This is a genomic window from Micromonospora sp. WMMD736, from assembly GCF_049179015.1.
Lineage (GTDB): Bacteria > Actinomycetota > Actinomycetes > Mycobacteriales > Micromonosporaceae > Micromonospora.
In genome coordinates this window covers 5,250,173-5,275,690 of the sequence record NZ_JBMHMI010000001.1, presented here as the reverse complement: position 1 = coordinate 5,275,690, position 25,518 = coordinate 5,250,173, and the positions used below count along the sequence as shown (strand labels likewise).

Annotated in this window: 20 protein-coding genes; 15 read left to right on the top strand and 5 right to left on the bottom strand. The window is 73.3% G+C overall.

Annotation, left to right across the window (positions count from 1 at the left end; genetic code table 11):
- Positions 1-71: 71 nt before the first annotated feature.
- Positions 72-1,034: a DUF4349 domain-containing protein gene (locus ACN269_RS23780; RefSeq protein WP_421476521.1), complete on the top strand. Its 963-nt coding sequence runs from the start codon at positions 72-74 to the stop codon at positions 1,032-1,034.
- On the opposite strand, the gene ACN269_RS23775 is transcribed toward ACN269_RS23780, so the two are convergent.
- Both ACN269_RS23775 and ACN269_RS23770 read right to left on the bottom strand, forming a co-directional pair.
- Positions 991-2,250, bottom strand: coding sequence for an amidohydrolase (locus ACN269_RS23775; protein ID WP_421474495.1), 1,260 nt, complete (start codon positions 2,248-2,250; stop codon positions 991-993). The two genes, ACN269_RS23780 and ACN269_RS23775, sit on opposite strands and share 44 nt — an antisense overlap.
- A gap of 441 nt (positions 2,251-2,691) precedes the next feature.
- Entirely contained in the window at positions 2,692-4,275 is a 1,584-nt protein-coding gene (locus ACN269_RS23770) for an acyl-CoA mutase large subunit family protein (RefSeq protein ID WP_421474494.1), read from the bottom strand.
- Between the two features lie 206 nt (positions 4,276-4,481).
- Here ACN269_RS23770 and ACN269_RS23765 point away from each other — a divergent pair, with 206 nt between their 5' ends.
- Together ACN269_RS23765 and ACN269_RS23760 are read left to right on the top strand one after the other, a co-directional pair.
- Complete coding sequence (locus ACN269_RS23765) at positions 4,482-6,545, top strand: protein kinase domain-containing protein (protein WP_421474493.1); 2,064 nt, start codon at positions 4,482-4,484, stop codon at positions 6,543-6,545.
- Between the two features lie 47 nt (positions 6,546-6,592).
- The gene (locus ACN269_RS23760; protein WP_421474492.1) at positions 6,593-8,260 is read left to right on the top strand and encodes a phospho-sugar mutase; all 1,668 of its coding nucleotides are present in this window, start codon (positions 6,593-6,595) and stop codon (positions 8,258-8,260) included.
- 146 nt (positions 8,261-8,406) lie between these two features.
- Here ACN269_RS23760 and ACN269_RS23755 read toward each other — a convergent pair whose 3' ends face one another.
- Positions 8,407-9,084, bottom strand: coding sequence for a GOLPH3/VPS74 family protein (locus ACN269_RS23755; RefSeq protein WP_421474491.1), 678 nt, complete (start codon positions 9,082-9,084; stop codon positions 8,407-8,409).
- Positions 9,085-9,158: 74 nt separating this feature from the next.
- Positions 9,159-9,791, bottom strand: a complete 633-nt coding sequence (upp, locus tag ACN269_RS23750) for a uracil phosphoribosyltransferase (RefSeq protein WP_421474490.1) — start codon at positions 9,789-9,791, stop codon at positions 9,159-9,161.
- A gap of 125 nt (positions 9,792-9,916) precedes the next feature.
- On the opposite strand from upp, the gene deoC reads away from it, so the two are divergent.
- The 10 genes from deoC (at position 9,917) to ACN269_RS23700 (ending at position 21,571) form a co-directional block, all read left to right on the top strand.
- A complete protein-coding gene (gene deoC, locus ACN269_RS23745; RefSeq protein WP_421474489.1) occupies positions 9,917-10,876 on the top strand; it encodes a deoxyribose-phosphate aldolase in 960 nt (319 codons plus the stop codon).
- A gap of 6 nt (positions 10,877-10,882) precedes the next feature.
- Entirely contained in the window at positions 10,883-12,313 is a 1,431-nt protein-coding gene (locus tag ACN269_RS23740) for an aldehyde dehydrogenase family protein (RefSeq protein WP_421474488.1), read from the top strand.
- On the top strand, positions 12,306-13,130 hold the full coding sequence (locus ACN269_RS23735; RefSeq protein ID WP_421474487.1) for an aldehyde dehydrogenase family protein: 825 nt from the start codon (positions 12,306-12,308) through the stop codon (positions 13,128-13,130). The genes ACN269_RS23740 and ACN269_RS23735 overlap by 8 nt, the downstream gene beginning before the upstream one ends.
- Before the next feature lie 419 nt (positions 13,131-13,549).
- The gene (locus ACN269_RS23730) at positions 13,550-14,011 is read left to right on the top strand and encodes a BlaI/MecI/CopY family transcriptional regulator (RefSeq protein WP_421474486.1); all 462 of its coding nucleotides are present in this window, start codon (positions 13,550-13,552) and stop codon (positions 14,009-14,011) included.
- Between the two features lie 7 nt (positions 14,012-14,018).
- The gene (locus ACN269_RS23725) at positions 14,019-14,924 is read left to right on the top strand and encodes a M56 family metallopeptidase (RefSeq protein ID WP_421474485.1); all 906 of its coding nucleotides are present in this window, start codon (positions 14,019-14,021) and stop codon (positions 14,922-14,924) included.
- A 168-nt stretch (positions 14,925-15,092) separates the two neighbouring features.
- Positions 15,093-16,343, top strand: coding sequence for a cytochrome ubiquinol oxidase subunit I (locus tag ACN269_RS23720; protein ID WP_421474484.1), 1,251 nt, complete (start codon positions 15,093-15,095; stop codon positions 16,341-16,343).
- A gap of 11 nt (positions 16,344-16,354) precedes the next feature.
- Entirely contained in the window at positions 16,355-17,359 is a 1,005-nt protein-coding gene (locus tag ACN269_RS23715) for a cytochrome d ubiquinol oxidase subunit II (protein WP_421474483.1), read from the top strand.
- Positions 17,356-19,032 (top strand): thiol reductant ABC exporter subunit CydD, encoded by a 1,677-nt coding sequence (gene cydD, locus ACN269_RS23710; RefSeq protein WP_421474482.1) that lies wholly within the window; start codon positions 17,356-17,358, stop codon positions 19,030-19,032. Before ACN269_RS23715 ends, cydD begins: the two co-directional genes overlap by 4 nt.
- Positions 19,029-20,828, top strand: coding sequence for a thiol reductant ABC exporter subunit CydC (gene cydC, locus ACN269_RS23705; protein ID WP_421474481.1), 1,800 nt, complete (start codon positions 19,029-19,031; stop codon positions 20,826-20,828). The genes cydD and cydC overlap by 4 nt, the downstream gene beginning before the upstream one ends.
- Positions 20,829-20,896: 68 nt before the next feature.
- A complete protein-coding gene (locus ACN269_RS23700; RefSeq protein ID WP_421474480.1) occupies positions 20,897-21,571 on the top strand; it encodes a permease prefix domain 1-containing protein in 675 nt (224 codons plus the stop codon).
- Between the two features lie 10 nt (positions 21,572-21,581).
- Here ACN269_RS23700 and ACN269_RS23695 read toward each other — a convergent pair whose 3' ends face one another.
- A complete protein-coding gene (locus ACN269_RS23695) occupies positions 21,582-21,914 on the bottom strand; it encodes a PadR family transcriptional regulator (protein ID WP_421474479.1) in 333 nt (110 codons plus the stop codon).
- 160 nt (positions 21,915-22,074) lie between these two features.
- Here ACN269_RS23695 and ACN269_RS23690 point away from each other — a divergent pair, with 160 nt between their 5' ends.
- Both ACN269_RS23690 and ACN269_RS23685 read left to right on the top strand, forming a co-directional pair.
- Positions 22,075-23,046, top strand: coding sequence for a DNA primase (locus ACN269_RS23690; RefSeq protein ID WP_421474478.1), 972 nt, complete (start codon positions 22,075-22,077; stop codon positions 23,044-23,046).
- 39 nt (positions 23,047-23,085) lie between these two features.
- On the top strand, positions 23,086-25,485 hold the full coding sequence (locus ACN269_RS23685; protein ID WP_421476519.1) for a transposase: 2,400 nt from the start codon (positions 23,086-23,088) through the stop codon (positions 25,483-25,485).
- Positions 25,486-25,518 lie beyond the last annotated feature (33 nt).

Here is a 25,518-nt window from a genome sequence, read left to right as displayed (position 1 = left end):
CGTGATGTCCTCAGCGCAGTCTGCCGGAACCAGCCGGTGGACGCGTCGCGTCCGAACTATCGCCACCAAAGCTGACGACGATGGGAGCGGGGATGGACGGACGGAGAGGACGACGCCGCAGCGCACTCCTGGCGGCGGGAGTACTCGTGACGGCGCTGGCCCTCGCGGGGTGCAGTGCCGGCGACAGCGGATCAGCGGACTCGGCGGGTGTGGCGGCCGAGGCCCCGCCGGACGCACAGGGCGCGCTCGACAAGGGCAGCGGCGCGGACGCGGCCGGAACCGCCGGGGCCGGCGCGCCGGATCTGCGGGTCGACCAGCGGGCGATCATCTACACCGGATCGATGCGCGTGCAGGTGGCCGATGTGGACGTGGCGGCGCGCGAGGTCAGCGCGATGGTCACCCGGGCGGGTGGTTTCGTCGGCGGCGACCAGCGGCGCAGCGCCGAGGCCGACGCGGTGGCCGAGCTGGAGTTGCGGGTGCCGGCGGCCAAGTTCGGCCAGGTGGTGGAGGAGGTCGCGAAGCTCGGTCGACAGCAGAGCCGCGAGATCAACACCCAGGACGTCACGGAGGAGACCGTCGACCTGGAGGCCCGGATCGTCACGCAGCGGGCGCGCGTGGAGAGCGCGCGACGGCTGCTCGGCCGCGCCAACTCGATCTCCGACCTGGTGTCCCTGGAGAACGAACTGGGTCGCCGGGAGGCCGACCTGGCCTCACTGGAGGCCAAGAAGCGCCGGCTGGCCGACCTGACCGCCCTGTCCACGATCACGGTGTCGCTGGCCGGGCCGGCGGCGAAGACCAGCGAGGAGAAGGCCGAGACCGGTTTCCTGGTCGGGCTCAAGGGCGGCTGGGAAGCGTTCGCCACCTCGATGACCATCCTGCTCACCGTCCTGGGCGCGCTGCTGCCGTGGCTGGTGGCGATCGGCGTACCCCTGGCGGTCGTGCTGCTGGCGCTGCGCCGGCGACGGAGGTCGCCGGCGCAGGTCACCGAGGTCAGCGGGCCGCCGCCAGTGCCCGCAGCGCGGTCTGCACCATGACGCGGACGCCGGCCGGGATGGCCCGCTCGTCCACGTCGAAGGACGCGCGGTGCAGGTCGACGTTCGGCCCGATACGGCCGACGCCGAGGCGGGCGAGTGCGCCGGGGACGTACTCCAGGTACCAGGAGAAGTCCTCGCCGCCCATGCTCTGCGGCGTCTCGGCGACGCCGTCCGGGCCGAGCGCCGCACTGGTGGCGGCGGTCAACACCTCGATGGCCCGCGAGTCGTTGCTGACCGGCGGGCGGCCGCGCAGGTACTCCAGGTCGACGGTCGCGCCGGTCGGGGCGATCACGTCGCGCACCACCTGAGCCACGATCTTGGGAGCCTGCTCCCAGGTGTCGCGGTCCATCACCCGAAGGGTGCCCGAGGCGGACGCTTCGGAGGGAATGACGTTGTAACGGGTGCCGGCCGAGGCGTGGCCGAAGACCAGCAGCAGCCCGCTGTTGGCCGGCACCCGGCGGCTGACCAGGGCCGGGACCTCGGTGACCAACCGACCGAGGGCGTCGACCAGGTCGACGGTCAGGTGCGGGCGGGCGGTGTGCCCGCCCGGCCCGGAGAGCCGGACGGTGACGTTGTCGGCCGCCGCCGTGATCGGGCCGACGCGCAGGCCGACCTGGCCCACCGGCAGGTTCGGGTCGCAGTGCAGCGCGAAGATCTGCACCACGTCGTCCAGGCCGCCGGCCTCGATGACCTCCAACGAGCCGCAGGGCAGGATCTCCTCGGCCGGCTGGAAGATGAGCCGGACCCGGCCGTCCAGCTCGCCGAGGTCGGCGAGCTGGGCCAGCAGCATGCCGACGCCGAGCAGGATCGAGGTGTGCACGTCGTGGCCGCAGGCGTGGCAGACGCCCTCGATGGTGGAGCGGTACGGCACGTCCTTGGGGTCGTCGAGCGGCAGGGCGTCGATGTCGGCGCGCAGCGCGACGACCGGGCCGTCCGGACGACCGTTGACGTCACAGATCACGCCGTTGCCCTTGGGCAGCAGCCGAGGGCTCAGGCCCGCCAGGGAGAGTTCCCGGGCGATCAGGGCCGCCGTCTCGAACTCCGTACCGGACAACTCGGGATGCGAGTGGAGGTGACGGCGCGTGGCGATGAGTCCGGGTACCCGAAGGGCGAGCAGGTGGTCCAGGTCGCGGGGCAGGGGCTGGGACCCGGGCGGAGTCTCCAGCCAGGACGACGCCAGCTGGCCGCCAGTGGGCAGCGTCAACGCACTCGTCACGTCGAATTCTCGATCACTAGAGATGGATGGATCATCGGGGACAGCAGACAGCCTAGACCTCCGACGGTGACGCTGCGCAACCTCGTTACGGTGATGATCGGACCGCGTAGCGTCACGTATGCCCTGCTGAGCGCGCTCGTCGAGGTGCGGGACCGCAGGTAGATCGCGTTCGAACGCCGCCATCTGCCCCCTCACCTCCTACAACGCGTAACCAAGCCGCGTGGCCACGAGTTGCGACGCCACCCATGGACCCACGCTGCGAATTGTCGCATTAGTCGGGGTGATGAACTGACACTCCGACAATAAGACGACCACTCTCCGCAACGGGCTGGACAAGGACGCTCACATGACCTCGCCGGGGCCGACCGCACACCGTGTGCGTTCCGGCCCACCTGTCGGCGTACCCCCGAAGCCGGGCGGGCACACCCGGCGCCGGTCGCGTCAGAACCGGTCGGTGGGCCGGTACTGCCCCCACACCTCGCGCAGCGTGCCGCATACCTCGCCCACCGTGGCCCGGGCCCGCAGCGCCTCCCGCATCGGGTACAGCACGTTGTCCGAACCCTCGGCCGCGGCCCGCAGGTCGGCCAACGCCCGCGTCACCGCGTTGGCGTCCCGCCCGGCGCGCAGCCGGGCCAACCGCTCGGCCTGCGCCGCCTCGATGGCCGGATCGACCCGCAGCGGCTCGTACGGCTCCTCCTCGTCGACCGTGAACCGGTTGAGCCCCACCACCACCCGCTCGCTGGAGTCGATCTCCTGGGCGATCCGGTACGCGGACTGCTCGATCTCCCGCTTCTGGAATCCGGCCTCGATGGCGTCGACCGCCGAACCGTGATCGGCCACCCGCTCCATCAACTCCACGGCGGCGGCCTCGATCTCGGCGGTCATCGCCTCCACCACGTACGAGCCGGCGAACGGGTCGACGGTGGCGGTCAGGTCCGTCTCGTACGCCAGCACCTGCTGGGTACGCAGCGCGAGCCGGGCCGCCTTCTCGGTGGGCAGCGCGATCGCCTCGTCGAAGCTGTTGGTGTGCAGCGACTGCGTGCCGCCGAGGACCGCGGCCAGACCCTGCACCGCGACCCGGACCAGGTTCACCTCCGGCTGCTGGGCGGTGAGCTGCACACCGGCGGTCTGGGTGTGGAAACGCAGCATCATCGACTTCGGATCCCTGGCGCCGAAGTCGTCACGCATGAGCCGGGCCCAGATCCGCCGGGCGGCGCGGAACTTCGCCACCTCCTCCAGCAGGGTGGTGCGGGCCACGAAGAAGAACGAGAGCCGGGGCGCGAAGTCGTCCACCGCGAGCCCCGCGGCCAACGCCGCCCGCACGTACTCCACGCCGTTGGCCAGGGTGAACGCGATCTCCTGCGCGGGCGTCGCGCCGGCCTCGGCCATGTGGTAGCCGGAGATGGAGATGGTGTTCCACTTCGGCACCTCCTTGCGGCAGTACGCGAACGTGTCGGCCACCAGGCGCAGCGACGGCTTCGGCGGGAAGATGTACGTCCCCCGGGCGATGTACTCCTTGAGGATGTCGTTCTGGATGGTGCCGTTGAGCGCCGAGCCGGCGACCCCGTTCTCCTCCGCGACGAGCTGGTAGAGCAGCAGCAGCACCGAGCCGGGCGCGTTGATGGTCATCGAGGTCGAGACCCGGTCCAACGGGATGTCGGCGAAGAGCAGCCGCATGTCCTCGATGGAGTCGATGGCCACGCCGACCTTGCCGACCTCGCCGTGCGCGATCGGGTCGTCGGAGTCGTACCCCATCTGGGTCGGCAGGTCGAAGGCGACCGAGAGACCGGTAGTGCCGGCCCGCAACAGTTGGTGGTATCGCGCGTTGGACTCGGTGGCGGTGCCGAAGCCGGCGTACTGGCGCATGGTCCACGGACGGGAGGTGTACATGGTGGGGTACACCCCCCGGGTGTACGGGAACTCGCCCGGACCGCCCAGCCGGGAGTCCAGATCCTCCGGAAGGTCGGCCGCCGTGTAGACGCCCTTGATCGGATAGCCGGACTCGCTTGACCGCCGTTCGCTCATCCTTCGGATGGTAGGTCGCCCTGGCTCGTGGTCGGGTGAGGGATACCGCACAGTGCGTCCCGACCGGTCGACGGGAGGTGAACGCTCGGGCACGATCTGTCGACTTCGGTAAACGTCCGCCGCGTCGGCTTTCGCATCGGGCGTCGGAACCAGCAAGATAGGGGGGTTGTGTCCCAGCCCCCTCGATTTCCCCCGGTGGCTTTTCTGTGACTCAGATCCCGACGTGGAGCGGCGGACAGGTAAGTCCCGCCAGCGGACGAGCAGCGCCCGGCACCACCATCGGTGACCGGTACTCGCTGCGGTCCGCGGTGGGCAACGGCGGCATGGGCACGGTCTGGCGTGCCACAGACACTCTGTTGCGCCGCGACGTGGCGGTGAAGGAGGTGGTGCTGCCCCCGGGCCTGGCGCCCAGCGACCGCGACGCCATGTACGAGCGGACGCTGCGCGAGGCGCGTGCCGCAGCCGCCATCCAGCACCCCGCCGTGGTGCAGGTGTACGACGTGGTCACCGAGGCCGGTCGGCCGTGGATCGTCATGGAGCTGCTGGACGCCCGCAGCCTCGCCGACATGGTCATCGAGGACGGCCCGGTCGCCCCCCGCGCGGTCGCCAAGATCGGCATCGCGCTGCTCGGCGCGCTGGAGGTCGCGCACGCCATCGGCGTCCTGCACCGCGACGTCAAGCCCGCCAACGTGCTGATCTGCTCCGATGGCCGCTGCGTGCTGACCGACTTCGGTGTCGCCCGGATGCCCACCGACGTGCAGCTCACCACGCCCGGCATGGTGCTCGGCTCCCCGCACTTCATCTCACCCGAGCGGGCCATGGGCCAGGAGTTCGGCCCGCCGAGCGACCTCTTCTCGCTGGGCGTGACGCTCTACACGGCCGTCGAGGGGCGTCCGCCGTTCGACAAGGGCGACCCGATCGAGACGATGCACGCCGTCGTCGAGGACCCGCCGGCCCCGCCGCAGCGCAGCGGCCCGCTGACCCGGGTGCTGATGGGTCTGCTGGAGAAGGACCCGGCCCGCCGGCTGGACGTGCACACCTCCCGGGGCATGCTGCGGGAGTTGCTCGCCGGCCCGTTGGGCAGCACCGCCACCGCCGTGCACTCGGTCACCGACCCGTACGCCGTGGTGCCGGTGCAGCAGCGCCCGGCCCCCGTGCACGCGCCGGCCCAGCCGGAGTCGAAGCCGGACAGTCAGATCGGCGGCCGGGCCATGCTCGGCCCCGGCGAGTCGTTGACCGACCGGTTGGCCTCGCTGCGCCGGGGTGAACGCCCCCAGCCGGCCGGCGCGGCCGCCGCCGCGGCTCTCGACGAGACCAGCGCCGACGCTCTCGCGGGCCCGCTGCACACCCCCACCGGCGCGATGCCCGCCGCGGGTCGCCCCACAGCGGGGCGCACCTACGGCGGCAGCGCGGACGCCACCCAGCGGGTGGATGCCGGCGCCCACCCCGATGCCACCCAGCGGGTCACCTACGGCAACCGGCCCGACGCGACGCAGCCGGTCGGCTACGGCGCGCCCGAGGCCACCCAGCGCATCGGCGGCACCTACGGCGGCGGCAACCAGTGGTCGGTCCCGGGCACCGGCCAGCCCTGGACGACGACGCCACCCCCGGCCGCCGGCGGCGGCAGTGCCCTGGACAAGGTCCGCGCGACCGGTGGTCAACTCGTCACCACGGTGAAGGGCTGGCCGCGCAAGATGCAGCTCGCCGCGGCCGGTGGCCTGGCCGTGGTGCTGCTGATCAGCATCGTGGCGCTCTCCGGCGGGGACGACCCTCAGCCGACCGCACCGCAGGCGCAGCCCACCCCGTCCGCCCCGGCGGGCCCGGCCGTCGAGATGCAGGAGCACACGGCCCGGGGCATCCAGGTGATGGTGCCGAAGGGTTGGAAGAAGGCCACCGGCGGCTCGTACACCGACTACATCGACCCGGAGAACGACGGTCGCAAGATCCGGATCCTCACCGAGAAGTGGACCGGAACGCCCACCCGCTGGGCGGAGAGCGCGCAGAACTTCCTCCGCACCAAGAGCACCAACTGCAAGAAGCCGTACGAGCAGGTGGCCATCGCCGAGCAGCAGTTGGCGGGCAGCCCGGGCGTCGAGTTCGAGTACACCTGCGGCTCCGGTGGCGAGATGCGCCACGGGGTGTGGCGCGCCGTCGTCAAGGACGGCAAGTCGTACTCGTTCTACCTCTCCGTCACCGAGGACGCGTTCGCCGAGAGCAAGCCGATTTTCGACGAGATGGTGAAGACGTTCCAGCTCACCGGAAACGGCTGAGCCGAGGGAACCGACAGCGGTGGTCCGCCGTCGTGCTATCAAGGGGCATGGCGGCGGACACCACTGACATCGACGACATTCGCGAGCAAGCTCGGCGCTGGCTGGCCGACGATCCCGACCCGGCCAGCCGGGACGAGCTGACGGCGGTGCTCGACGGGCTGCCGGCGAGCGCTCCGGAGCTGGCCGACCGGTTCGCCGGCCCGCTGACCTTCGGCACGGCCGGTCTGCGCGGCCCGCTGCGCGCCGGCCCGAACGGCATGAACCTCGCCGTGGTCACCCAGGCCGCCGCCGGCCTGGTCACGTGGCTCGCGGCTGAGGGTGGCGCCGGGCCGTTGGTGATCGGGTACGACGCCCGGCGCGGCTCCCGTCAGTTCGCCGAACGCACCGCACAGGTGGCGACCGGCGCCGGCCGTCCGGCATTGCTACTCCCCCGCCCGCTGCCCACCCCGGTCCTCGCGTACGCGGTGCGTCAACTGGGCGCGGTGGCCGGCGTGATGGTCACCGCCAGCCACAATCCACCTCAGGACAACGGCTACAAGGTGTACCTCGGCGCGGAGCTGGGTGGTGAGCTGGGTGCCGGGGCGCAGATCGTGCCGCCGGCCGACGCCGGCATCGAGGCTGCCATCCGGGCGGTCGGCCCGCTGACCCAGGTGCCGCTGGGGCGGGCCGGCGAGGTGCTCGGTGACGACCTCGTCGCCGCGTACGTCGAGCGGGCCGTCGCCGTGATCGACCCGGACGGCCCACGGGACCTGTCCGTGGCGTACACCCCGCTGCACGGGGTGGGTGCGGCGGTGCTCACCGCGGCGTTCGCCCGGGCCGGCTTCCCGGTCCCGGGCGTGGTCCCCGACCAGGCGGAGCCGGACCCGGCGTTCCCCACCGTCTCGTTCCCCAACCCGGAGGAGCCGGGGGCCGTCGACCGGCTGATCGCGCTGGCCGACGCCACCGGCGCGGACCTCGCCATCGCCAACGACCCGGACGCCGACCGCTGCGCGGTGGTCGTCAGGGACAGCTCTGGCGGTTGGCGGATGCTGCGCGGCGACGAGGTGGGTGTGCTGCTCGCCGACCACCTGATGCGGCGCGGCGTGACCGGGCTCTACGCCACCACCATCGTCTCGTCGTCGCTGCTCCGGGCGATGTGCGCGGCGCGGGGCCTGCCCTACGACGAGACACTGACGGGCTTCAAGTGGATCGTGCGGGCGGGCGGCGGAAGCGCGCCGCTGGTCTTCGGTTACGAGGAGGCGCTCGGTTACTGCGTCGCCCCGGAGCACGTCCGGGACAAGGACGGCATCACGGCCGCGCTGACGGTGGCCGAGCTGGCCGCCGGCCTCAAGGCGCAGGGTCGTACGCTGACCGACCGGCTGGACGAGTTGGCCGCCGAGTTCGGCGTGCACCAGACCGACCAGCTCTCCGTCCGGGTGGACGACCTGCGGGAGATCGCCGACGCGATGGCCCGGATCCGGACGGCCACGCCGGCCACGCTGCTGGATCAGCCTGTCGACAGTGTCCGGGACCTGCTGCCCGAGTCGGACGTGGTGATCCTGCGTACCGCCACGGCCCGGGTGGTGATCCGTCCCTCCGGCACCGAACCGAAGCTCAAGGCGTACCTCGAGGTGGTGGAGCCGGTGGCCGACGGCGCTGTCGCCGCCGCCCGGAGCCGGGCCGGTGCGGCGGTCGCGCGGCTGCGGGCCGACGTCGCCGCCGCCCTCGGCATCTGACCGCGACCGACCCACCGGGATCGACCCCACCCACCTGTCACGCTCCCTTTGCTCTGCTTCAGCGGAGGCAACACCCGGCGGCCGAAAGTGTTGCGCGGGTTGAAGCAGAGCAAAGGGGGCGGCGGAGGTGGTTTGGCCCCGGCGGTTCAGGCGCGCTTGCCGAGTGCCTGGTCGACGGCGATGCCCAGGGCGGCGACGACCAGGCCGACCGACGGGCGGACCACCGAGTCGTCGGTGCTCACCTGACCGGAGAAGCCGGCACCGGTGGCGATCTCCTCCAACCGGCGGCGGGCGGTGGCGGCCTCCTCGCCGCTGACCCCCAGGGCGGACTCCATCCGCAGCACGACGACCAGGGTGGCGAGGGCGGCGGTCCGCTCGTCCGGGGCGGCCGCGCCGGCCAGGGCGTCGGCCAGCCGGCGGCGGGTGTCCGCCTCCACGGAGGTGTCCACCACGGGGTAGCGGTGTACGTGGATGAAGCCCAGCTCGGTCTCGTCGACGTCGCGGACGACCCCCTGGGCGCAGAGGTCACCGAGGATCTTGTCGCGCAGGCCGTGCCGTAGGCGCTGCACCCACGAGGCCGGCGTGTGCGGGGTGTCGGCGCCGATCCGGGCGAGCACCTCGTCGGTCACCGGCTCGCCGGTGGGCGTCGGGTCGACCACGGTCAACGACCCGTCGGCGTATGCGATCCGGCCGGCCAGTGCCAGCTCGACCAGCACCGCGGCGGCCATGCCCAGGTCCAGGCTGATCCGCGGCATGGTCGCCTTGCCGGTCGAGTCGTCGTAGGCGAGGAGCAGCAGTTCCTCGGCGAGCGCAACACCAGTCATGGCCGGAGACGGTAGCGGGTCCGCGCACCACCGCGCGCGGACCCGCCGGACCCGGCACCGACCGGGTGTCACGCTCAGAACCGGGGCATGCCACCGAACTGGCGGTCGCCGGCGTCGCCGAGCCCCGGGACGATGAACATCTTGTCGTTGAGGCCCTGGTCGATCGAGGCGGTGACCAGGCGCAGCGGCAGGCCGGAGCGCTCCAGCCGCTCGATGCCGACCGGCGCGGCGAGCACGCAGAGCACGGTGATGTCGGTGCAGCCCCGGTCGGCCAGCAGCCGACAGGAGTGCTCCAGCGAGCCGCCGGTGGCGAGCATCGGGTCGAGGACCAGCACCGGCAGACCGGTCAGGTCCCGGGGCAGCGACTCCATGTAGGCGCGCGGCTCGTAGGTCTCCTCGTCGCGGGCCAGGCCGACGAAGCCCATCGAGGACTCGGGCAGCAGGCCGAGTGCGGCGTCCGCCATGCCGAGGCCGGCCCGCAGCACGGGCACCAGCAGCGGCGGGTTCGCCAGTCGGGTGCCCTCGGTGCCGGTGACCGGCGTCTGCACCGGGTACCGCTCGACGGGGAAGGTGCGCGCCGCCTCGTACACCAGCATGGTGGTCAGTTCGTGCAGCGCCGCCCGGAACGTCGAGGAATCGGTGCGCGCGTCCCGCATGGCGGTCAGCCGGGACTGGGCCAGCGGGTGGTCAATGACGTGTACGTCCACGATCGCTCAACCTACCCGTCCGGTCGGCGTGCCGGTGGGGGTGCGGGCGGACCGGCGACCTCGCTCACGCCGGGCACCCGCCGTGACCAAGATCACTCAGCGGTTCCGTGCGTAGACTTCTCGGCATGACGGCGACAACGACGTCGGCCCGGTCGGACCTCTCCGAGCTGGGACGATCCGAGACCGCTCTGCGGACCTTCCTGCACGGCCTGCCCGGCGTGGACCAGGTCGGCGCGGAGCAGCGGGCGGCACAGCTCGGCACCCGCTCCATCAAGACCACCGCCAAGGCCCAGGCGATCGACCTGGCGATCCGGATGGTCGACCTGACCACCCTCGAAGGGGCCGACACCCCCGGCAAGGTGCGCGCGCTGGCCGCGAAGGCGCTGCGCCCGGACCCGGCCGACCCGTCGTGCCCGCACGTCGGCGCGGTCTGCGTCTACCCGGCGATGGTCCCGTACGTCGCCGAGGTGCTGAGCGGATCCGCTGTCCACCTCGCGAGCGTGGCGACCGCGTTCCCGTCCGGCCAGGCGCCGTTGGAGATCAAGCTCGCCGACACCCGGGCCGCCGTCGAGGCGGGCGCCGACGAGATCGACATGGTGATCAACCGGGGCGCGTTCCTGGCCGGGCGCTACCAGGAGGTCTACGACGAGATCGTGGCCACCAAACAGGCCTGCGGGGACGCCCACCTCAAGGTCATCCTGGAGACCGGCGAGCTAGCCACCTACGACAACGTGCGCCGTGCCTCCTGGCTGGCCATGCTGGCCGGCGGCGACTTCATCAAGACCTCCACCGGCAAGGTCCCGGTCGCGGCGACCCTGCCGGTGACCCTGGTCATGCTGGAGGCCGTCCGCGACTTCCGCGCGGCCACCGGTCGGCAGGTGGGCGTGAAGCCGGCCGGCGGCATCAAGACCACCAAGGACGCGATCAAGTACCTGGTGATGGTCAACGAGACCGTCGGCCCGGACTGGCTCGACCCGGACTGGTTCCGCTTCGGCGCGTCCAGCCTGCTCAACGACCTGCTGATGCAGCGCACCAAGCTGACGACCGGCACCTACTCCGGTCCCGACTACTTCACCCTGGACTGATAGCCGATGTTCGAATACGCCCCCGCCCCCGAGTCCCGCTCGGTGGTGGACCTCAAGCCCTCGTACGGGCTGTTCATCGACGGCGCGTTCGTCGACCCGACCAGCGGCGGCAGCTTCAAGTCGATCAACCCCGCCTCCGAGGAGGTGCTGGCCGAGGTCGCCGAGGCCGACGCCGAGGACGTGGAGCGTGCGGTCCGGGCCGCCCGCAAGGCGTACGACAAGGTCTGGGGTCCGATGTCCGGCCGCGACCGGGCGAAGTACCTGTTCCGGATCGCCCGGCTCATCCAGGAGCGCTCCCGCGAGCTGGCGGTGCTGGAGTCGCTGGACAACGGCAAGCCGATCAAGGAGTCCCGCGACGTCGACCTGCCGCTGGTCGCCGCGCACTTCTTCTACTACGCGGGCTGGGCCGACAAGCTCGGTCACGCCGGCTTCGGGCCGAACCCGCAGCCGATCGGGGTGGCCGCGCAGGTCATCCCGTGGAACTTCCCGCTGCTCATGCTGGCCTGGAAGATCGCCCCGGCCCTCGCCGCGGGTAACACGGTGGTGCTCAAGCCCGCCGAGACCACCCCGCTGACCGCGCTGCTGTTCGCCGAGATCTGCCAGCAGGCCGACCTGCCGGCCGGCGTGGTCAACATCGTCACCGGGGCGGGCGACACCGGCCGGGCGCTCGTCGAGCACCCCGGCGTGGACAAGGTCGCCTTCACCGGCTCCACCGAGGTCGGCCGGGCCATCGCCCGGTCGGTCGCCGGCACCCGCAAGAAGCTCACCCTGGAGCTGGGCGGCAAGGCAGCCAACATCGTCTTCGACGACGCGCCCATCGACCAGGCCGTCGAGGGCATCGTCAACGGCATCTTCTTCAACCAGGGGCACGTCTGCTGCGCCGGCTCCCGCCTCCTCGTCCAGGAGAACGTCGCCGAGCGCGTGCTGGAGTCGCTCAAGCGGCGGATGGCCCAACTGCGCGTCGGGGACCCGCTGGACAAGAACACCGACGTCGGCGCGATCAACTCCGCCGCTCAGCTGGACCGCATCCGCGAGCTGTCCGACGCCGGCTCCGCCGAGGGCGCCGAACGCTGGTCGACGCCGTGCGAGCTGCCCGACCGGGGTTTCTGGTTCGCGCCGACCATCTTCACCGGCGTCACCCAGGCACACCGCATCGCCCGCGAGGAGATCTTCGGGCCGGTGCTGTCGGTGCTCACCTTCCGCACGCCGGCCGAGGCCGTCGAGAAGGCCAACAACACACCGTACGGGCTGTCGGCCGGGATCTGGACCGACAAGGGCTCCCGGATCCTGTGGATGGCCGACCGGCTGCGCGCCGGAGTGGTCTGGGCCAACACGTTCAACAAGTTCGACCCCACCTCGCCGTTCGGCGGCTACAAGGAGTCGGGCTACGGTCGCGAGGGCGGCCGGCACGGGCTGGAGGGGTACCTCAATGTCTGAGCGGGTCGCGGTACGCAAGACGTACAAGCTCTTCATCGGCGGGAAGTTCCCGCGCAGCGAGTCGGGACGGTCGTATCTCGTGCAGTCCTCGAATGTGTCACTGGCCTCCCGCAAGGACGCCCGGGACGCGGTGGTCGCCGCCCGCGCCGCCGTCAAGGGCTGGGCCGGCGCGACCGCGTACAACCGGGGTCAGATCCTCTACCGGGCCGCCGAGATGCTGGAAGGCCGCCGCGAGCAGTTCGTCGCCCTGGGCATCGGTGGCGACGAGGTGGACGCCGCGGTGGACCGCTGGGTCTGGTACGCCGGCTGGGCCGACAAGCTCGCCCAGGTGTACGGCGGCGCGAACCCCGTCGCCGGCCCGTACTTCAACCTCTCCGCACCCGAGCCCACCGGCGTGGTCGCGGTGGTCGCCCCGGAACGCCCGGCGCTGCTGGGCCTGGTCAGCGTGATCGCCCCGGCGATCGTCACCGGTAACACGGTGGTGGTCGCGGCGTCGCCGTCCGAGCCACTGGCGGCGGTGACGCTGGCCGAGGTGCTGGCGACCTCCGACCTGCCCGGCGGTGTGGTCAACATCCTGACCGGTGCGATCACCGAGACCGCGCCGACGTTGGCCTCGCACCTTGACGTCAACGCGATCGACCTGACCGGCGTGGCCGACGCGTCCCTCGCCAGCGACCTAGAGGTCAAGGCGGCCGAGAACCTCAAGCGGGTGCTCCGGCCGGCCCCGGCCGACCACGACTGGACCGCCGACCCGGGCCTGACCCGGATGACCACGTTGCTGGAGACGAAGACGGTGTGGCATCCCAAGGGGGTGTGATCTGGGTTGTTGGCGGGTTGCGCAGGGGGTTTTCCGGGGGAGCCCGCCCACTCCGGGCGGTCAGGCTTGATCCCTGCGTGGGCGGACTCCCCCGGAAAACCTGACCTGGGCCACGCCCGTCGGGTGGGTCAGCTTGCGTGTCCCGCCCGACGTCGAGTCGCCGGGCTGCGGGGCCGATCGGGCGAAGCCGACCGCGCGACCGCTACCGCCGGCCGCGACGGGTACGGCCGGCCGCGCGGTCATGATCTGCGCAGCTTCAGGGATGTTGCTGCCTCCGGGGCGCTGGAGGCAGCAACATCCCTGTTCTTGTGCGGATCTTGCGCGGCGGGCGAACGGGCGCGGGCGAACGGGCGCGGGCGGTGGGCGGCGGGCACCGGACGCGGGGGTGGGGGATCTACTACCGGGGGTAGGATTGGGCTGTGACTCGGTTGGGCGATCTTGAGCGTGCGGTGATGGACGTGCTGTGGGACGTGGTCCCGGGCACGTCGGACGGTGTGACCGTGCGCGAGGTCGCGGACGCGCTCGACGGCCGGGAACTGGCGTACACGACGGTGATGACCGTCCTCGACCGGCTCGCCGGCAAGGGCATGGTGCAGCGTGAACGCGAGGGCCGCGCCTGGCGGTACCGGCCGGCGGCCAGCCGCGAGGCGCACATCGCCCAGCTCATGCTCGACGCCCTCGACCTGGGCGGCAGCCGGGACGCGGCGCTGGTGCGCTTCGCCCGCTCGGTGACCGGCACCGAGGCCGAGGTGCTGCGGGCGGCCCTGGGCAGCGAGGCCGGGCTGACCGGGCCGGTCACGACCGGCAGCGACGCCGGGCTGACCGACCGGGTGGACCCGCCGACGGGCCGACGGCCGGCCGACGAGACAGCGGAGCGGTAGGCGCGCCATGGCCTTCGCCGTGCACTTCGCCGCCACCATGCTGGCCTGCTATCTGACCGCGCAGGTGCTGGCCCGTTCCACCTGGACGTGGCGCAGTCCGCGGGTGGCGATCGTCTGCTGGCAGGCCGTCGGGCTGGCGTTGGGTCTCTCCGCGATGGGGCTGCCGATGGCGCTCGGGCTGGCCGCGTACGACCGGCCCACCGGGAGCGCCCTGCTCGCCCTGACCAACGATCTCGTCCACGGCACCCTGCCGGTCGGCGTGACGGCGCTGCACCTGGGCGGCGTCGGGGTGGGCTTCGGCATCGGCGCGGTGCTGGTCACCACGACCGTCCGCAGCATCCACGGCACCATCCGCGCTCAGCGCCGGCACCGGGACCTGCTCACCCTGGTCGCCCGGGACGACCCGGCCGCCCCGGGGGCGCTCGTCCTGGACCATCCGAGCGCCGCCGCGTACTGCCTGCCCGGGGTGAAGCCGCAGGTGGTGGTCAGCGCGGGCACCCTGAGCCTGCTGGACCGGGCCGAACTGGCCGCCGTGCTCTCGCACGAACGCGCCCACGCCCACGAGCGGCACGATCTGGTGCTGCTGCCGTTCACCGCGCTCTGCCGGGCGCTGCCGTGGTTCGGCTGGGTCCGCGACGCGCACGAGCGGGTCGCCCTGCTGGTCGAGATGCGCGCCGACGACAAGGCCCGCGAGCTGCACGCGGAGGCCCCGCTGGCGGGTGCGCTGCGTCGCTTCGCGGCCGCCGGGCACCGGGTCACCCCGGCGGGCGCGCTGGGTCTGGGCGACCGTGACCTCGACGTACGCGTCCAGCGCCTCCTGGTCGCCGACCGCCCTCCCCGCGCCCTCGGCGCCACCGCCCTCGCGGTAGCCACCACCCTGGTGGCCCTCCCCCTAACCCTCTTCCTGACCTAACCCCCACCCCCACCCACCTCCGGGCGCGGTGATCAACAGGTTCGCGTCAAGAACCGCTCGATATCTGACGCGAATCTCTTGATCACCGCTTTTGGTGATCAGACGTGTAGGGAGACTACGTGTAGGGTTGCTATGACAAGGGAGCCAACAGCTAGGAAAGAGCCGGCCATGGACACGCTGCTCCTCGCTCGCCTCCAGTTCGCCACCACCACGTCGATCCACTTCCTGTTCGTGGTCGTCACGCTCGGGCTCGTCACCCTGCTGGTCGGCATGCAGACGGCCTGGGTGGTCACCGGCAATCCGAAGTGGGAGCGACTGACCCGGTTCTGGGGCCAGCTCTACGTGATCAACTACGTGCTGGGCATCGCCACCGGCATCGTGATGGAGTTCCAGTTCGGGCTGAACTGGAGCGGCCTGTCGCGCTACGTCGGCAACGTCTTCGGCGCGCCGCTGGCGATCGAGACGCTCGTGGCGTTCTTCCTGGAGTCCACGTTCCTCGGGATGTGGATCTTCGGCTGGCACCGGCTCCGCAAGGGCGTCCACCTGGCACTGCTCTGGGGCGTGGCGCTCACCGCGTACGCCTCGGCCTTCTGGATCATGGTGGCCAACTCCTGGTTGCAACACCCCGTCGGGTACGAGGTCCGCGACGGCGTCGCCCACCTCACCGACTTCGGCGCGCTGCTCACCAATCCCAGCCTCGGCATGGCCTTCGGGCACGTGGTCTCCGCCGCGCTGCTGGTCGGCGGGATGCTGATGGCGGCCGTCAGCGCCTGGCACCTGATCCGGCGTACGCCGGACTTCGCCCTGTTCCGCACCTCGCTGCGGATCGGCCTGGTCACCTCGGCGTTGGCGATCTCGCTGGTGCAGGGCTTCGGGTTCGCCCAGTTCGGGCCGGTCGGCGAGGTGCAGCCGACCAAGTTCGGTCAGGGGCCGGAGGCGCAGGCGTTGATCGCCGACTGGACCGCCCGGTTCGGCCCGGGCGACTACACCCCGCCGGTGCTGGCCAACGTCGGGCTCGGCTTCATGATCCTGATCGGCTTCACGCTCGGGTGCGTCTGGTTCCTGCTGCCGCTGCTCTTCCGGGACTGGATCATCCGGCTGCGCTTCCCGCTCTGGCTGATCCTGCTCGGCACGCCGCTGCCGTTCGTCGCGGTGATCCTCGGCTGGATCGCCCGGGAGGTCGGCCGCCAGCCCTGGGTGGCGTACGGGGTGCTCCCGACCGAAAAGGCCGTCTCCGCAGTCGGCGCACCGGTGATGCTCACCTCGCTGATCGGCTTCAGCCTGCTGCTGGGCACCCTCGCCGTCACCAACTGGGTGCTGCTCGCCCGGCACGCGGCCCGCGGCGCCGCCGACCCGGCGCTCGGCCGCCCGCCGGCACCACCCACCGAACCGGCCCAGCCGGAACCCGTACTCGCCTGAGGAGATCACCCGTGGACCTCGCCTGGTACGCCCTGCTCGGCCTCTTCTTCGCCAGCTACCTGGTGCTCGCCGGCTACGACTACGGCGTCGGGCTGCTGCTCGCCCGGGGCGGCACCCCGGCCGGACGGCGGGCCGCGCTCACCGCTCTCGGGCCGTTCTTCCTCGGCAACGAGGTCTGGCTGGTCGCCACCGTGGGCATCCTCTTCGGTGCGTTCCCGGTATTGGAGGGGGAACTGCTCGCCGGCTGCTACCCGGCGGTCGCCGGTGCGCTGGCCGGGGTCGTCCTGGTCACCGCCGGGGTGCAACTGCGCAGCCGGCCGGACGAGCGGGTCCGCGCCCGCTGGGACCGGGTCATCGTGGTCGGCAGCGCGCTCGCCGCGCTCGGCTGGGGTGTGCTGCTGGCCGCGCTGCTCCAGGGCGTGCCCCGGGCGGCCGACGGGCACGTCCTGGGTGTGTCGCACCTGGCCACCCCGTTCGCCGCCGCCGCCGGGCTGGCCATGCTCGCCCTGGTCGCGGTGCACGGTGCGACCTTCCTCACGCTGCGCCTGCCGGCCGACGCCGCCGCCGTGGCCGGGCGCACGGCCACCCGGCTGATCCCGGTGGCGCTCTGCGCGGTGGCCCTGGCCACCGCCGTGGGTCTGCTCTCCGAGCGGGTACGCGACGCCGTCCAGCGACCGGCGGTGGCCGTACTCCTGCCGGTGGTGCTGGTGGCGGCGCTGCTGGCGGCCCGGACGGCGCTGGTGCGGCGGCGGCCGGGGTGGGCTCTGGTCGCCACCGGCGCGGCGCTGGCGCTGCCGGTGGCGCTGGTCGGCGCGGCCCTCTGGCCCTACGTGCTGGTGTCCACGGCGGACGCGGACGCCTCGCTGACGGTGGCCGACGCCGCCGCCAGCGCCCCGACGTTGCGTCTGCTCGGCTGGGTGGCGCTGCCGCTGCTGCCGGCCCTACTAGGCTTCCAGGCGATGTGCTGGTGGGTTTTCCGGGGACGGACCGACGGCAGGGCACCGGTGTACTGGTGAACCGCCGTCCGTTCGACCCGCGTCTGCTGCGTCGGGTCCCCGCGGCCCGGCGCGACCTCGCCGTGCTCGCGCTCCTCGGCGTGGTCGCCGCCGCGTTGATCGTCGCGCAGGCCACCGCCCTGGCGGCGGTGCTGGCCACCGCCTTCGACGGGCGTCTGAACCGGCCGGCGCTGACGGGCTTCGTGCTCGCCGTCGCCGCCCGTTCGGCGCTGGTCTGGGCGCAGGGCACGGTGTCCGCGCGGGTCGCCGCCACGGTCAAGGCCACCCTGCGGGCCGACCTGCTCGGTGCGGTGGGCCGGCACGGGCCGGGCTGGGTGGCCGGGCAGCGGGCCGGCGAGCTGGCCACCCTCACCGGACGCGGGTTGGATGCGCTGGACGCCTACTTCACCGGATACCTGCCGCAGTTGGTGCTCAGCGTGACGGTGCCGGTGGCGGTGCTGGCGCGGATCGTCTTCGCGGACTGGAGCTCGGCGCTGATCATCGCGTTGACGCTGCCGCTGATCCCGGTCTTCGGCGCGCTGCTGGGCTGGCAGGCGCAGGCCGCCACCGAGCGGCAGTGGCGGCGGCTCGCCCTGCTGGGCGGGCACTTCCTGGACATGGTCGCCGGGCTGCCGACGCTGCGGGCGTTCGGGCGGGCCCGGGCACAGACCGACGTGGTGCGCCGGATGGCCGACGGGCACCGGGTCGCCACCATGAAGACGCTGCGCATCGCGTTCCTCTCCGCGCTGGTGCTGGAGCTGGTCGCCACCCTCTCGGTGGCGCTGGTCGCGGTGCCGGTCGGCATCCGGTTGCTCGGCGGCGGGCTGGCCCTGCACACCGCCCTGCTGGTGCTGCTGCTCACGCCGGAGGCGTACCTGCCGCTGCGGGCGGCCGGCAGCCGCTTCCACGCCAGCATGGAGGGGCTGACGGCACTGGACGAGGCGCTCACCGTCTCCGCCACGCCGGCCACCCCCCGCGCCGCCGAGGGCGCCGCCGTCCCCGACGGGCGCGGCGAGATCCGCCTGGACGCCGTGACCGTGGCGTACGAGCGGACCACCGCGCTGCGCGATGTGACCCTGACCATCCGACCCGGCGAACGGATCGCCGTCATCGGACCCAGCGGCGCCGGCAAGAGCACCCTGCTCGGTCTGCTGCTCGGCTTCGTGACGCCGACGTCGGGCCGGGTCACCGTGGACGGGATCGACCTCGCCGCCGCCGACCTGGACGCCTGGCGTCGACAGCTCGCCTGGGTGCCGCAGCGCGCCCACCTGTTCGCCGCCTCGCTGACCGACAACATCCGCCTCGGCGCTCCGGACACGCCAGCAGAGGCGGTCTTCACCGCGGTGCGGGACGCGGCCCTGGACGACGTGGTCGCCGGCCTGCCCGACGGTCTGGACACCCGGCTCGGCGAGCGCGGCCACGGGCTGTCCAGTGGGCAGCGACAGCGGGTGGCGCTGGCCCGCGCGTTCCTGCGGGACGCGCCGGTGGTGCTGCTCGACGAGCCCACCGCACGGCTCGACACGGCCAGCGAGGCGGTGGTGCTCGACGCCACCCGCCGACTGGTCGCGGGCCGGACCGCGTTGCTGGTCGCGCACCGGCCGGCGCTGCTGGCCGACGCCGACCGCGTCCTGCGCGTCGAGGACGGGCGGGTCACCGAGCTGACGCCCGAGCCGACTCCGAAGGTGACGAGATGAACACCGTGCCCGAGCCGGTGGACCCCGCGCCGGGCGTCGACGCGGCACCGAGCGGGCGGGTCGCCGCCGAACGTGCCGTACTGCGGCTGGCCCGCCCGTACCTGGGTCGCCTGGCCGGTGCCGGGCTGCTCGCCGCCGCCACCGAGTTCGCCGGTCTCGCCCTGATGGCCACCGCGACATGGCTGCTGATGAGCGCCGCCGGCCGACCCCCACTGGACCGCCTCACGGTGGCGATCGTCGCGGTCCGGGCCCTCGCCATCAGCCGGGGCGTCTTCCGGTACGCCGAACGGCTCGCCGGGCACGACGCCGTGCTGCGCATGATCACCGACGTCCGGGCCCGGGTCTTCGCCACCCTCGCGGCCCGTCGCCACACCCGGCACCGCTCGGGGGACGTCCTGAGCCGGCTGGTCTCCGACGTCGAGGCGGTCCAGGACCTGCTGCTGCGGGTCCTGGTGCCCGGCGCGGCGGCGGCGCTGGTCGGGGTGCTGGCGGTGCTCGGAGCGGCACTGATCTCGCCACCGGCCGCCGGTGTGCTCGCCGTCGGCCTGGTCGTCGCCGGTGTGGCGCTGCCGGCGCTGGCCACCGTGGTCACCCGACGCAGCGCGGCCGAGGTGGCGCCGTTGCGTGGCGCGTTGGCCACCGATGCCGTCGACCTCACCCACGGCGCCGCCGACCTGGCCGCGTTCGGGGCGACCGACGCCGCGCTGCGCGCCGCGGAGCGGCGGGCCGACCGGTTGGCTCGCCTGGAACGCCGGTTGGCGGCCACCGGCTTCGCGGTGGACGCGGCCGGGGTGCTGGTCGCCGGGCTGACCGCCGCCGCCGTGGTGCTGGTCGCGTTGGCCGCCGACGTGCGGGGCGTCCTGGTCGGGGTGCTGGCCGTCGGCACGCTGGCCGCCGTGGAGGTGGCGCTGGCCCTGGTCTCGGCCGCCCGGCAGTGGACCCAGCTGCGGCCCGGCCTGGCCCGGGTCGCCGTCCTGCTCGACGCCGCCCCGCCCGCCCACACCGCTTCCGCCGCCGGGGCCGAGCCGTCCGGGCCGCACGACCTGCGCTTCGCCGAGGTGAGTGTGCGGTACCGGGCCGGCGCGGCACCGGCGCTGGACCGGGTGAGCCTGGACCTGCCCGCCGGCCGGCGCATCGCCGTCGTCGGCCCGAGCGGCGCCGGCAAGAGCACCCTCGCCGCGGTGCTGACGGGCGCGGTCCGCCCCACCGCCGGCCACGTCACCCTGGCCGACCGCGACCTGACCGCGTACGGCGAGGAGGAGCTGCCCCGGGTCGTGGGTGGGCTGCTCGCCGAGGCGTACGTCTTCCACGCCACCGTCCGGGAGAACCTGCTGCTCGGCCGGGCCGGCGCGAGTGAGGCCGAGCTGACCGGGGCGATGACGGCCGCCGGACTGCTGGACTGGGTCCACGCCCAGCCGGCCGGCTGGGACACCCTGGTCGGCGAGGAGGGCGGCCAACTCTCCGGCGGTCAGCGCCAGCGGCTCGCGCTCGCCCGGGCCCTGCTCGCCGCGCCGCCGGTGCTGGTGCTCGACGAGCCCACCGAAGGGCTGGACCCGGCCGCCGCCGACGCGGTGCTCGCCTCGGCCCTCGCCGCCACCCCCACCGGGCACTCGGTCCTGCTGATCAGTCACCGGCTCAGCGGGCTGGCCGGCCTCGACGAGATCATCGTCCTCGACGGCGGTCGGGTGATCCAGCGCGGCCGGCACGCCGAGTTGATCGCCGCCCCCGGCTGGTACCGGGACCAGTGGCTGCTTCAGACAGCGGCGGAGCACGGCTACCTGGCGCTCGCGCCCTGAGGTGTCTCGGGGACGGACCAGGGTTCTCCCCGACGTCGACGCTGACGCGCCCGTGGCAGGGTGGTGCCATGCGGCATGCGGACGACTTCCTGGTCGAGGAGCACCTGCGGGACCTGGAGTCCCGGTTGCAGGGCCCGGCACGGTTGAAGTCCGAGCTGTTGACCGAGGCGCGTCACGACCTGTTGGACGCCGTCGACGCGTACCGCGAGAGGGGTGTACCGCCCACCGAGGCGCAGCGTCGGGCGGTGGCCGAGTTCGGCGCACCGGCGCAGGTGTTGCCCTCCTGGCAGGCGGAGCTGGCGGTGGCCGCCCTGCGTGGCCTCTCCCTGCGGATGCTGGCCGTCGCCGGGGTGGCGGTGGTGGCGGGCGACCTCACGTGGCGGGGGTCGAGTTGGAGCGCGGGTCCCCAGCCGCCCACGGCCTACCGGCTGCTGTCCGCCTCGGTCGACTGGATCTGGTCCGGTGGGCTGCTGCTCGCGGTGGCCGGCCTGCTGGTGGTCTGGGCGGGCGCGCGGTCGGCACGATCACACCTGGCGGTGGCGCAGCGGGCGGTGGGCATCGGCCTGACCGGCACGCTCGCGCTCGGCATGGTGGCCGGTGGTGCCCTCTTCGCCTGGTCGATCGACCTGTGGGACGCGGCGCTGACCTGGCCACCGATGATCGTCGGCATGGTGGTGGCCGGCGCGGCGTACTTCTCGCTGACCCGCGCGGCGCGCGGTTGGGTGCGGGCCACCGCGGGCTAAGGGTCGCCGTTCAGGCGGGGGCGCTGCCGGGGTCGAGGAACCGGCCGACCGTCGCCGAGAACTCCTGCCACCCGGCCCGCTCCCCGGCCAGGGCGCGGCGGCCGGAGTCGGTGAGCTGGTACGTCCGCCGCTCCCGACCGTTGACGGTGCTCCAGCTGCTGGCCACGTGCCCGGCACGCTCCAGCCTGCGCAGCGCCGGATAGATGGTGCCGGTGGGCAGGTCGAGGCTGCCGTCGCTGCGTGTGCGCAGGGACTCGATGATGGCGTAGCCGTGCAGCGCGCCCTGTTCGAGGACGGCGAGCAGAAGGGCGTCGAGGTGACCGTGCAGCGACTGGGCCTTCATGTGTAGCTACGCTACTTGTCCGGCGGCCGGTCCGCCACCACCGCGCACCCGCAGGTACGAGACGTTCCTCGGCCGGCCACCGGGGTGCGGGCTCCGGGCTTCCCGAGTCGCCGACTAGGGTATGTGCCCAGAGTCACTCGCCGGTCGGAGACCCCGGTGGGTGGGCAACCCGAAGCACACGGAGGTCAGCGTGGCCCGCCAGTCGCCCCAACGGCCCGACGCCGACGAGCCCGAGCTCGACGACACCACCGGCCCGGCCGAGCCAGACGCGGCCGAGGAGGCCGACGACAACCCCCGCGCGTCGGTCGACAGGTCGCTCTGGGAAGAGCTGCGGATCGACCCGGTGGAGATCGCCCTGCCCGCCGGCACCGGCTTCACCCTGCGCGCGTACCGGCCGGCCGGCTCGCTGACCCCGACCGACGTGACCGAGCGCGACCAGGACGACCCGTTCCTCGCCCGCCGCCAGGTCGTCGAGGAGGAGGACGACGAGACCGTCGTCATCCTCGACGAGGAGCTGGCCGAGGAGTTCGCCGACGCCGACGAGGAGGAGAAGTCCTCGCGTCGGCGCCGCGACGGCGACGCGGACGCGGACGCGACCGCCGACGAGGACGACGACGAGGACGACGCCACCGACGAGGCGGACGACGAGGAGGTGCCCGTCTTCCTCAGCCACCGGGGCAAGCTGCTGCTGTTCAAGACCCCCGAGTCGCTGGTCAGTTTCGTCCGTTCCGGCGCACCCAACGATCTGTCCCAACTGGACAGCTGGAATGAATTGGCCGAACGGGTGGAGCCGGCCGACATCGCGCCGCTCGACGAGGACACCTACGAACTCGACCTCGTCGTGGAGAACCTGCGGGGCGGCCACGACACCTGGGATTCCACCCTGCTGATCGAGGCCGGCGAGGTCGCCCGCGACCTTTCGTACGCGTTGCGCCTGCCTGCGGTCCTGGACATGCTCTCCGCCGGCTCCAGCCTCGACGACCTGGACGAGGCGCTCCGCGCCTCGGCCAACGGCGGCATCGGCGCCTTCCTGGGCCGGCGACGGCTGAAGAAGATCGGGGCACAAACCGCGAGTTTGGGTTGGCGCACCATTGTCGGCAAGATCTCTGCGGTGGTGGACTGGCGCGACTGACCCGTACCGGGGAGCATCAGTTGCTGGCAGTAGGAAGACCTGTCCCGGGAGGAGGACGACGCCGTGGCGCTCGTGCGCGTGTACTGCGGTCTGGCCTCGGCGGATCCGGCTGACCGACCGGCCTCGGCCGGTTCGACGCTGACGTCCGCTGTGGTCGACGACGCAGGCCGTCTGCTGCATGTCTGCGAGATCGGCGACGACGCGGCTGGCTACGCCCAGCTCGTCGCGCTGCTCGTGGAGCGGTCGGGCGGGCCGAGCGGTGCGGCCATCGCCGCCGACAGCGACGACCACACGGTCACCTCGCTGTTGAGCGCGGCGGGTCGACCCCTGGCGATCGCCGACGACGACTCCGTCGACGACTTCGCCGAGCGCTTCGCCGACGACGACTCGCTGGAGGAGATGCAGTCACCCCCGGCCGAGCGCCGGGCCGTCGGCCTGGCCCGCGCGTTGCAGGCCGGCGCTCTCTCCGCCGTCACCCTGCCGGCTCCCCGGGACCTCGCCGGCTACAAGCAGGTGCTCGCCGCCCACGCCGCCCTGGCCAGCGGCCGGCACTCCGCCGCCGTGGCGCTGCGCGAGGTGCTGCGCGAGCTGTATCCGGCGGCGCTGCGCGCGTACCCGGACCCGGCCGAACCGGTGTCACTGGCCGTGCTGGACGCACTGCCCGAGCCCGGCATGCTCGGCGGCACCATCGCTCGTGGGCGCGAGGTCTCCGTCGCCGCCGACGCCATCGCCGCTCACCTCGCGGCGGACGGGGTCGCCGACGCCGAGGAGATCAACGAAGCGGTCACCGCGCTGCGGGTCGCCATCTCGGAGACGCCACGTCGCGCCGCCGTCAACCGGGCGCTCACCTCTGCCGTGGCCGAGACGGTCCGGCAGGCCGTCGCCTCCGTACGGGCCTGCGACGCGGGCTGCGAGGCGCTGGTCAGCGCGCTCAGCGCCCGCGTCAGCACCCCCGCGCCGACTCCCGGCCGCCGGGCCGCCGCCCGACGCGGCGAAGCGGTCGGCGAGCTGACCGGCCTCGCGGGCACGGCCGCCGGCCTGCGCTCCGTCCGACCGTCCCCAACCCCCGCCGAGCCCACGCCCGTCGGCGGTCGACGCAGCCGGCCCGAGCCCGCGCCGGGCAGCGCTCCGCTGGCCTCGCCCCGGCCACTCGGCCCGCCACCGGTCGCACCCGCTCCGGTCACCCCGCCACCGGTCGCGCCCGCTCCGGTCGCACCGGCCGCCGTGGCCGGCCCGCCGGTGTCCGCGCCCCCCGGTCGCGCCGAACCGCTCCCCAGCCGGATCGACGGCCCGACCAACCGGCCGGTCTCGTCGCCCCCGCCCCCGCCACCGGGGATCACCCCGATCGCACCGGCCCAGCGGGGCACGGTGCCGCCGGCCGAGGCGGGCGAGCCGTTCCGGCCCACGTTGACCACCGCCGCCATCAACAGCGCGCGGGCCGAGCGGCAGCGCACGGTCATTCCGCCCCGCCCGAAGACCAACGGCGAGCGGCAGAGCCACCCGCAGCGACCGTCGGTCCAGGACCCACCCACCGGTGGGTTCAGCGTCACCGACCTGAGCATCCCGGTGCCCGCTCCCCGGCCGGAGCAGGAGCCCGCGCCGCCCGGGTCGCGGGCCAACTGGCCGCTCGTCAACAACCCGGAGGACCCGGCCGACAGCTCGCCGAACAACCCGGTCGCCTACCCGTACGGCGGCAACCGCGGCGTCGACGCCCCGACCGAGCCGGGTCGGGCCGACGGGCGGGTAACGCCGCCCTGGCTGGCCGACGACCTGCCCCAGGAGCCGCCCATGCTGCGGCTGGTCGAGCCGCCGCCGCTGGCCGACCGGGCGCTGCGGGACGGGCTCAACCCGCCCACTGGGGAGTCCCGCCTGGACACTCCGCCGCTGCGGCTGGTCGACCGCGAGCAGGCCAACCGCAACGGCCGTCCCGCACCGCTCGTCGAGCGGGCCGCCGAGCACCGGCCGCCGCCCCCGGTCGAGCACCGGCCACCGCCGGTCGCCGACGAGGGGGACGGTGACCTGCTGATCTTCGCGCAGGCCAAGTCCGCCTGGTTCGTGGGCCACGGCGACGACGAGTCCGACCTGGACTGGTCGACCACCGCCGACACCGGATGGCAGGCCGCCGAGCAGGCCGCCCGCCCCGCGGTCGGTGCCGAGACCAACGCCGGCCTGCCGAAGCGCGTTCCGCAGGCCAACCTGGTCCCGGGCTCCCCGTTGCGGGAGGAGCGTCCACTCCGGATCGTGCGGGACGCGGCGAGCCTCGCGGAGAACACCACCGGCTACTTCCGTGGCTGGCGTCGCGGTCAGGAGATCGGCGGGTTCGCGGTGGGCGGTCGTCCGGGCCGCGAGGCCGCCGGTGGTTGGGACTTCAGCCGCGACCACGGGGACCGCGACGACGACCGCGAGTACGAGTACCGGTCGGCCGGCTACCAGTCCTGAGCGCCTCTGTCGCGCCCGTTCTTCCTCCCGCCC

Bases quoted from the DNA above. Each gene is read 5' to 3' on its own strand.
- ACN269_RS23700 (WP_421474480.1), top strand. From the start codon at position 20,897: ATGCGGCATGCGGACGACTTCCTGGTCGAGGAGCACCTGCGGGACCTG.
- ACN269_RS23720 (WP_421474484.1), top strand. From the start codon at position 15,093: ATGGACACGCTGCTCCTCGCTCGCCTCCAGTTCGCCACCACCACGTCG.
- ACN269_RS23755 (WP_421474491.1), bottom strand. From the start codon at position 9,084: ATGACTGGTGTTGCGCTCGCCGAGGAACTGCTGCTCCTCGCCTACGAC.
- ACN269_RS23770 (WP_421474494.1), bottom strand. From the start codon at position 4,275: ATGAGCGAACGGCGGTCAAGCGAGTCCGGCTATCCGATCAAGGGCGTC.
- ACN269_RS23725 (WP_421474485.1), top strand. From the start codon at position 14,019: ATGGCCTTCGCCGTGCACTTCGCCGCCACCATGCTGGCCTGCTATCTG.
- ACN269_RS23740 (WP_421474488.1), top strand. From the start codon at position 10,883: ATGTTCGAATACGCCCCCGCCCCCGAGTCCCGCTCGGTGGTGGACCTC.
- ACN269_RS23760 (WP_421474492.1), top strand. From the start codon at position 6,593: ATGGCGGCGGACACCACTGACATCGACGACATTCGCGAGCAAGCTCGG.
- cydC (WP_421474481.1), top strand. From the start codon at position 19,029: ATGAACACCGTGCCCGAGCCGGTGGACCCCGCGCCGGGCGTCGACGCG.
- ACN269_RS23735 (WP_421474487.1), top strand. From the start codon at position 12,306: ATGTCTGAGCGGGTCGCGGTACGCAAGACGTACAAGCTCTTCATCGGC.
- deoC (WP_421474489.1), top strand. From the start codon at position 9,917: ATGACGGCGACAACGACGTCGGCCCGGTCGGACCTCTCCGAGCTGGGA.
- ACN269_RS23695 (WP_421474479.1), bottom strand. From the start codon at position 21,914: ATGAAGGCCCAGTCGCTGCACGGTCACCTCGACGCCCTTCTGCTCGCC.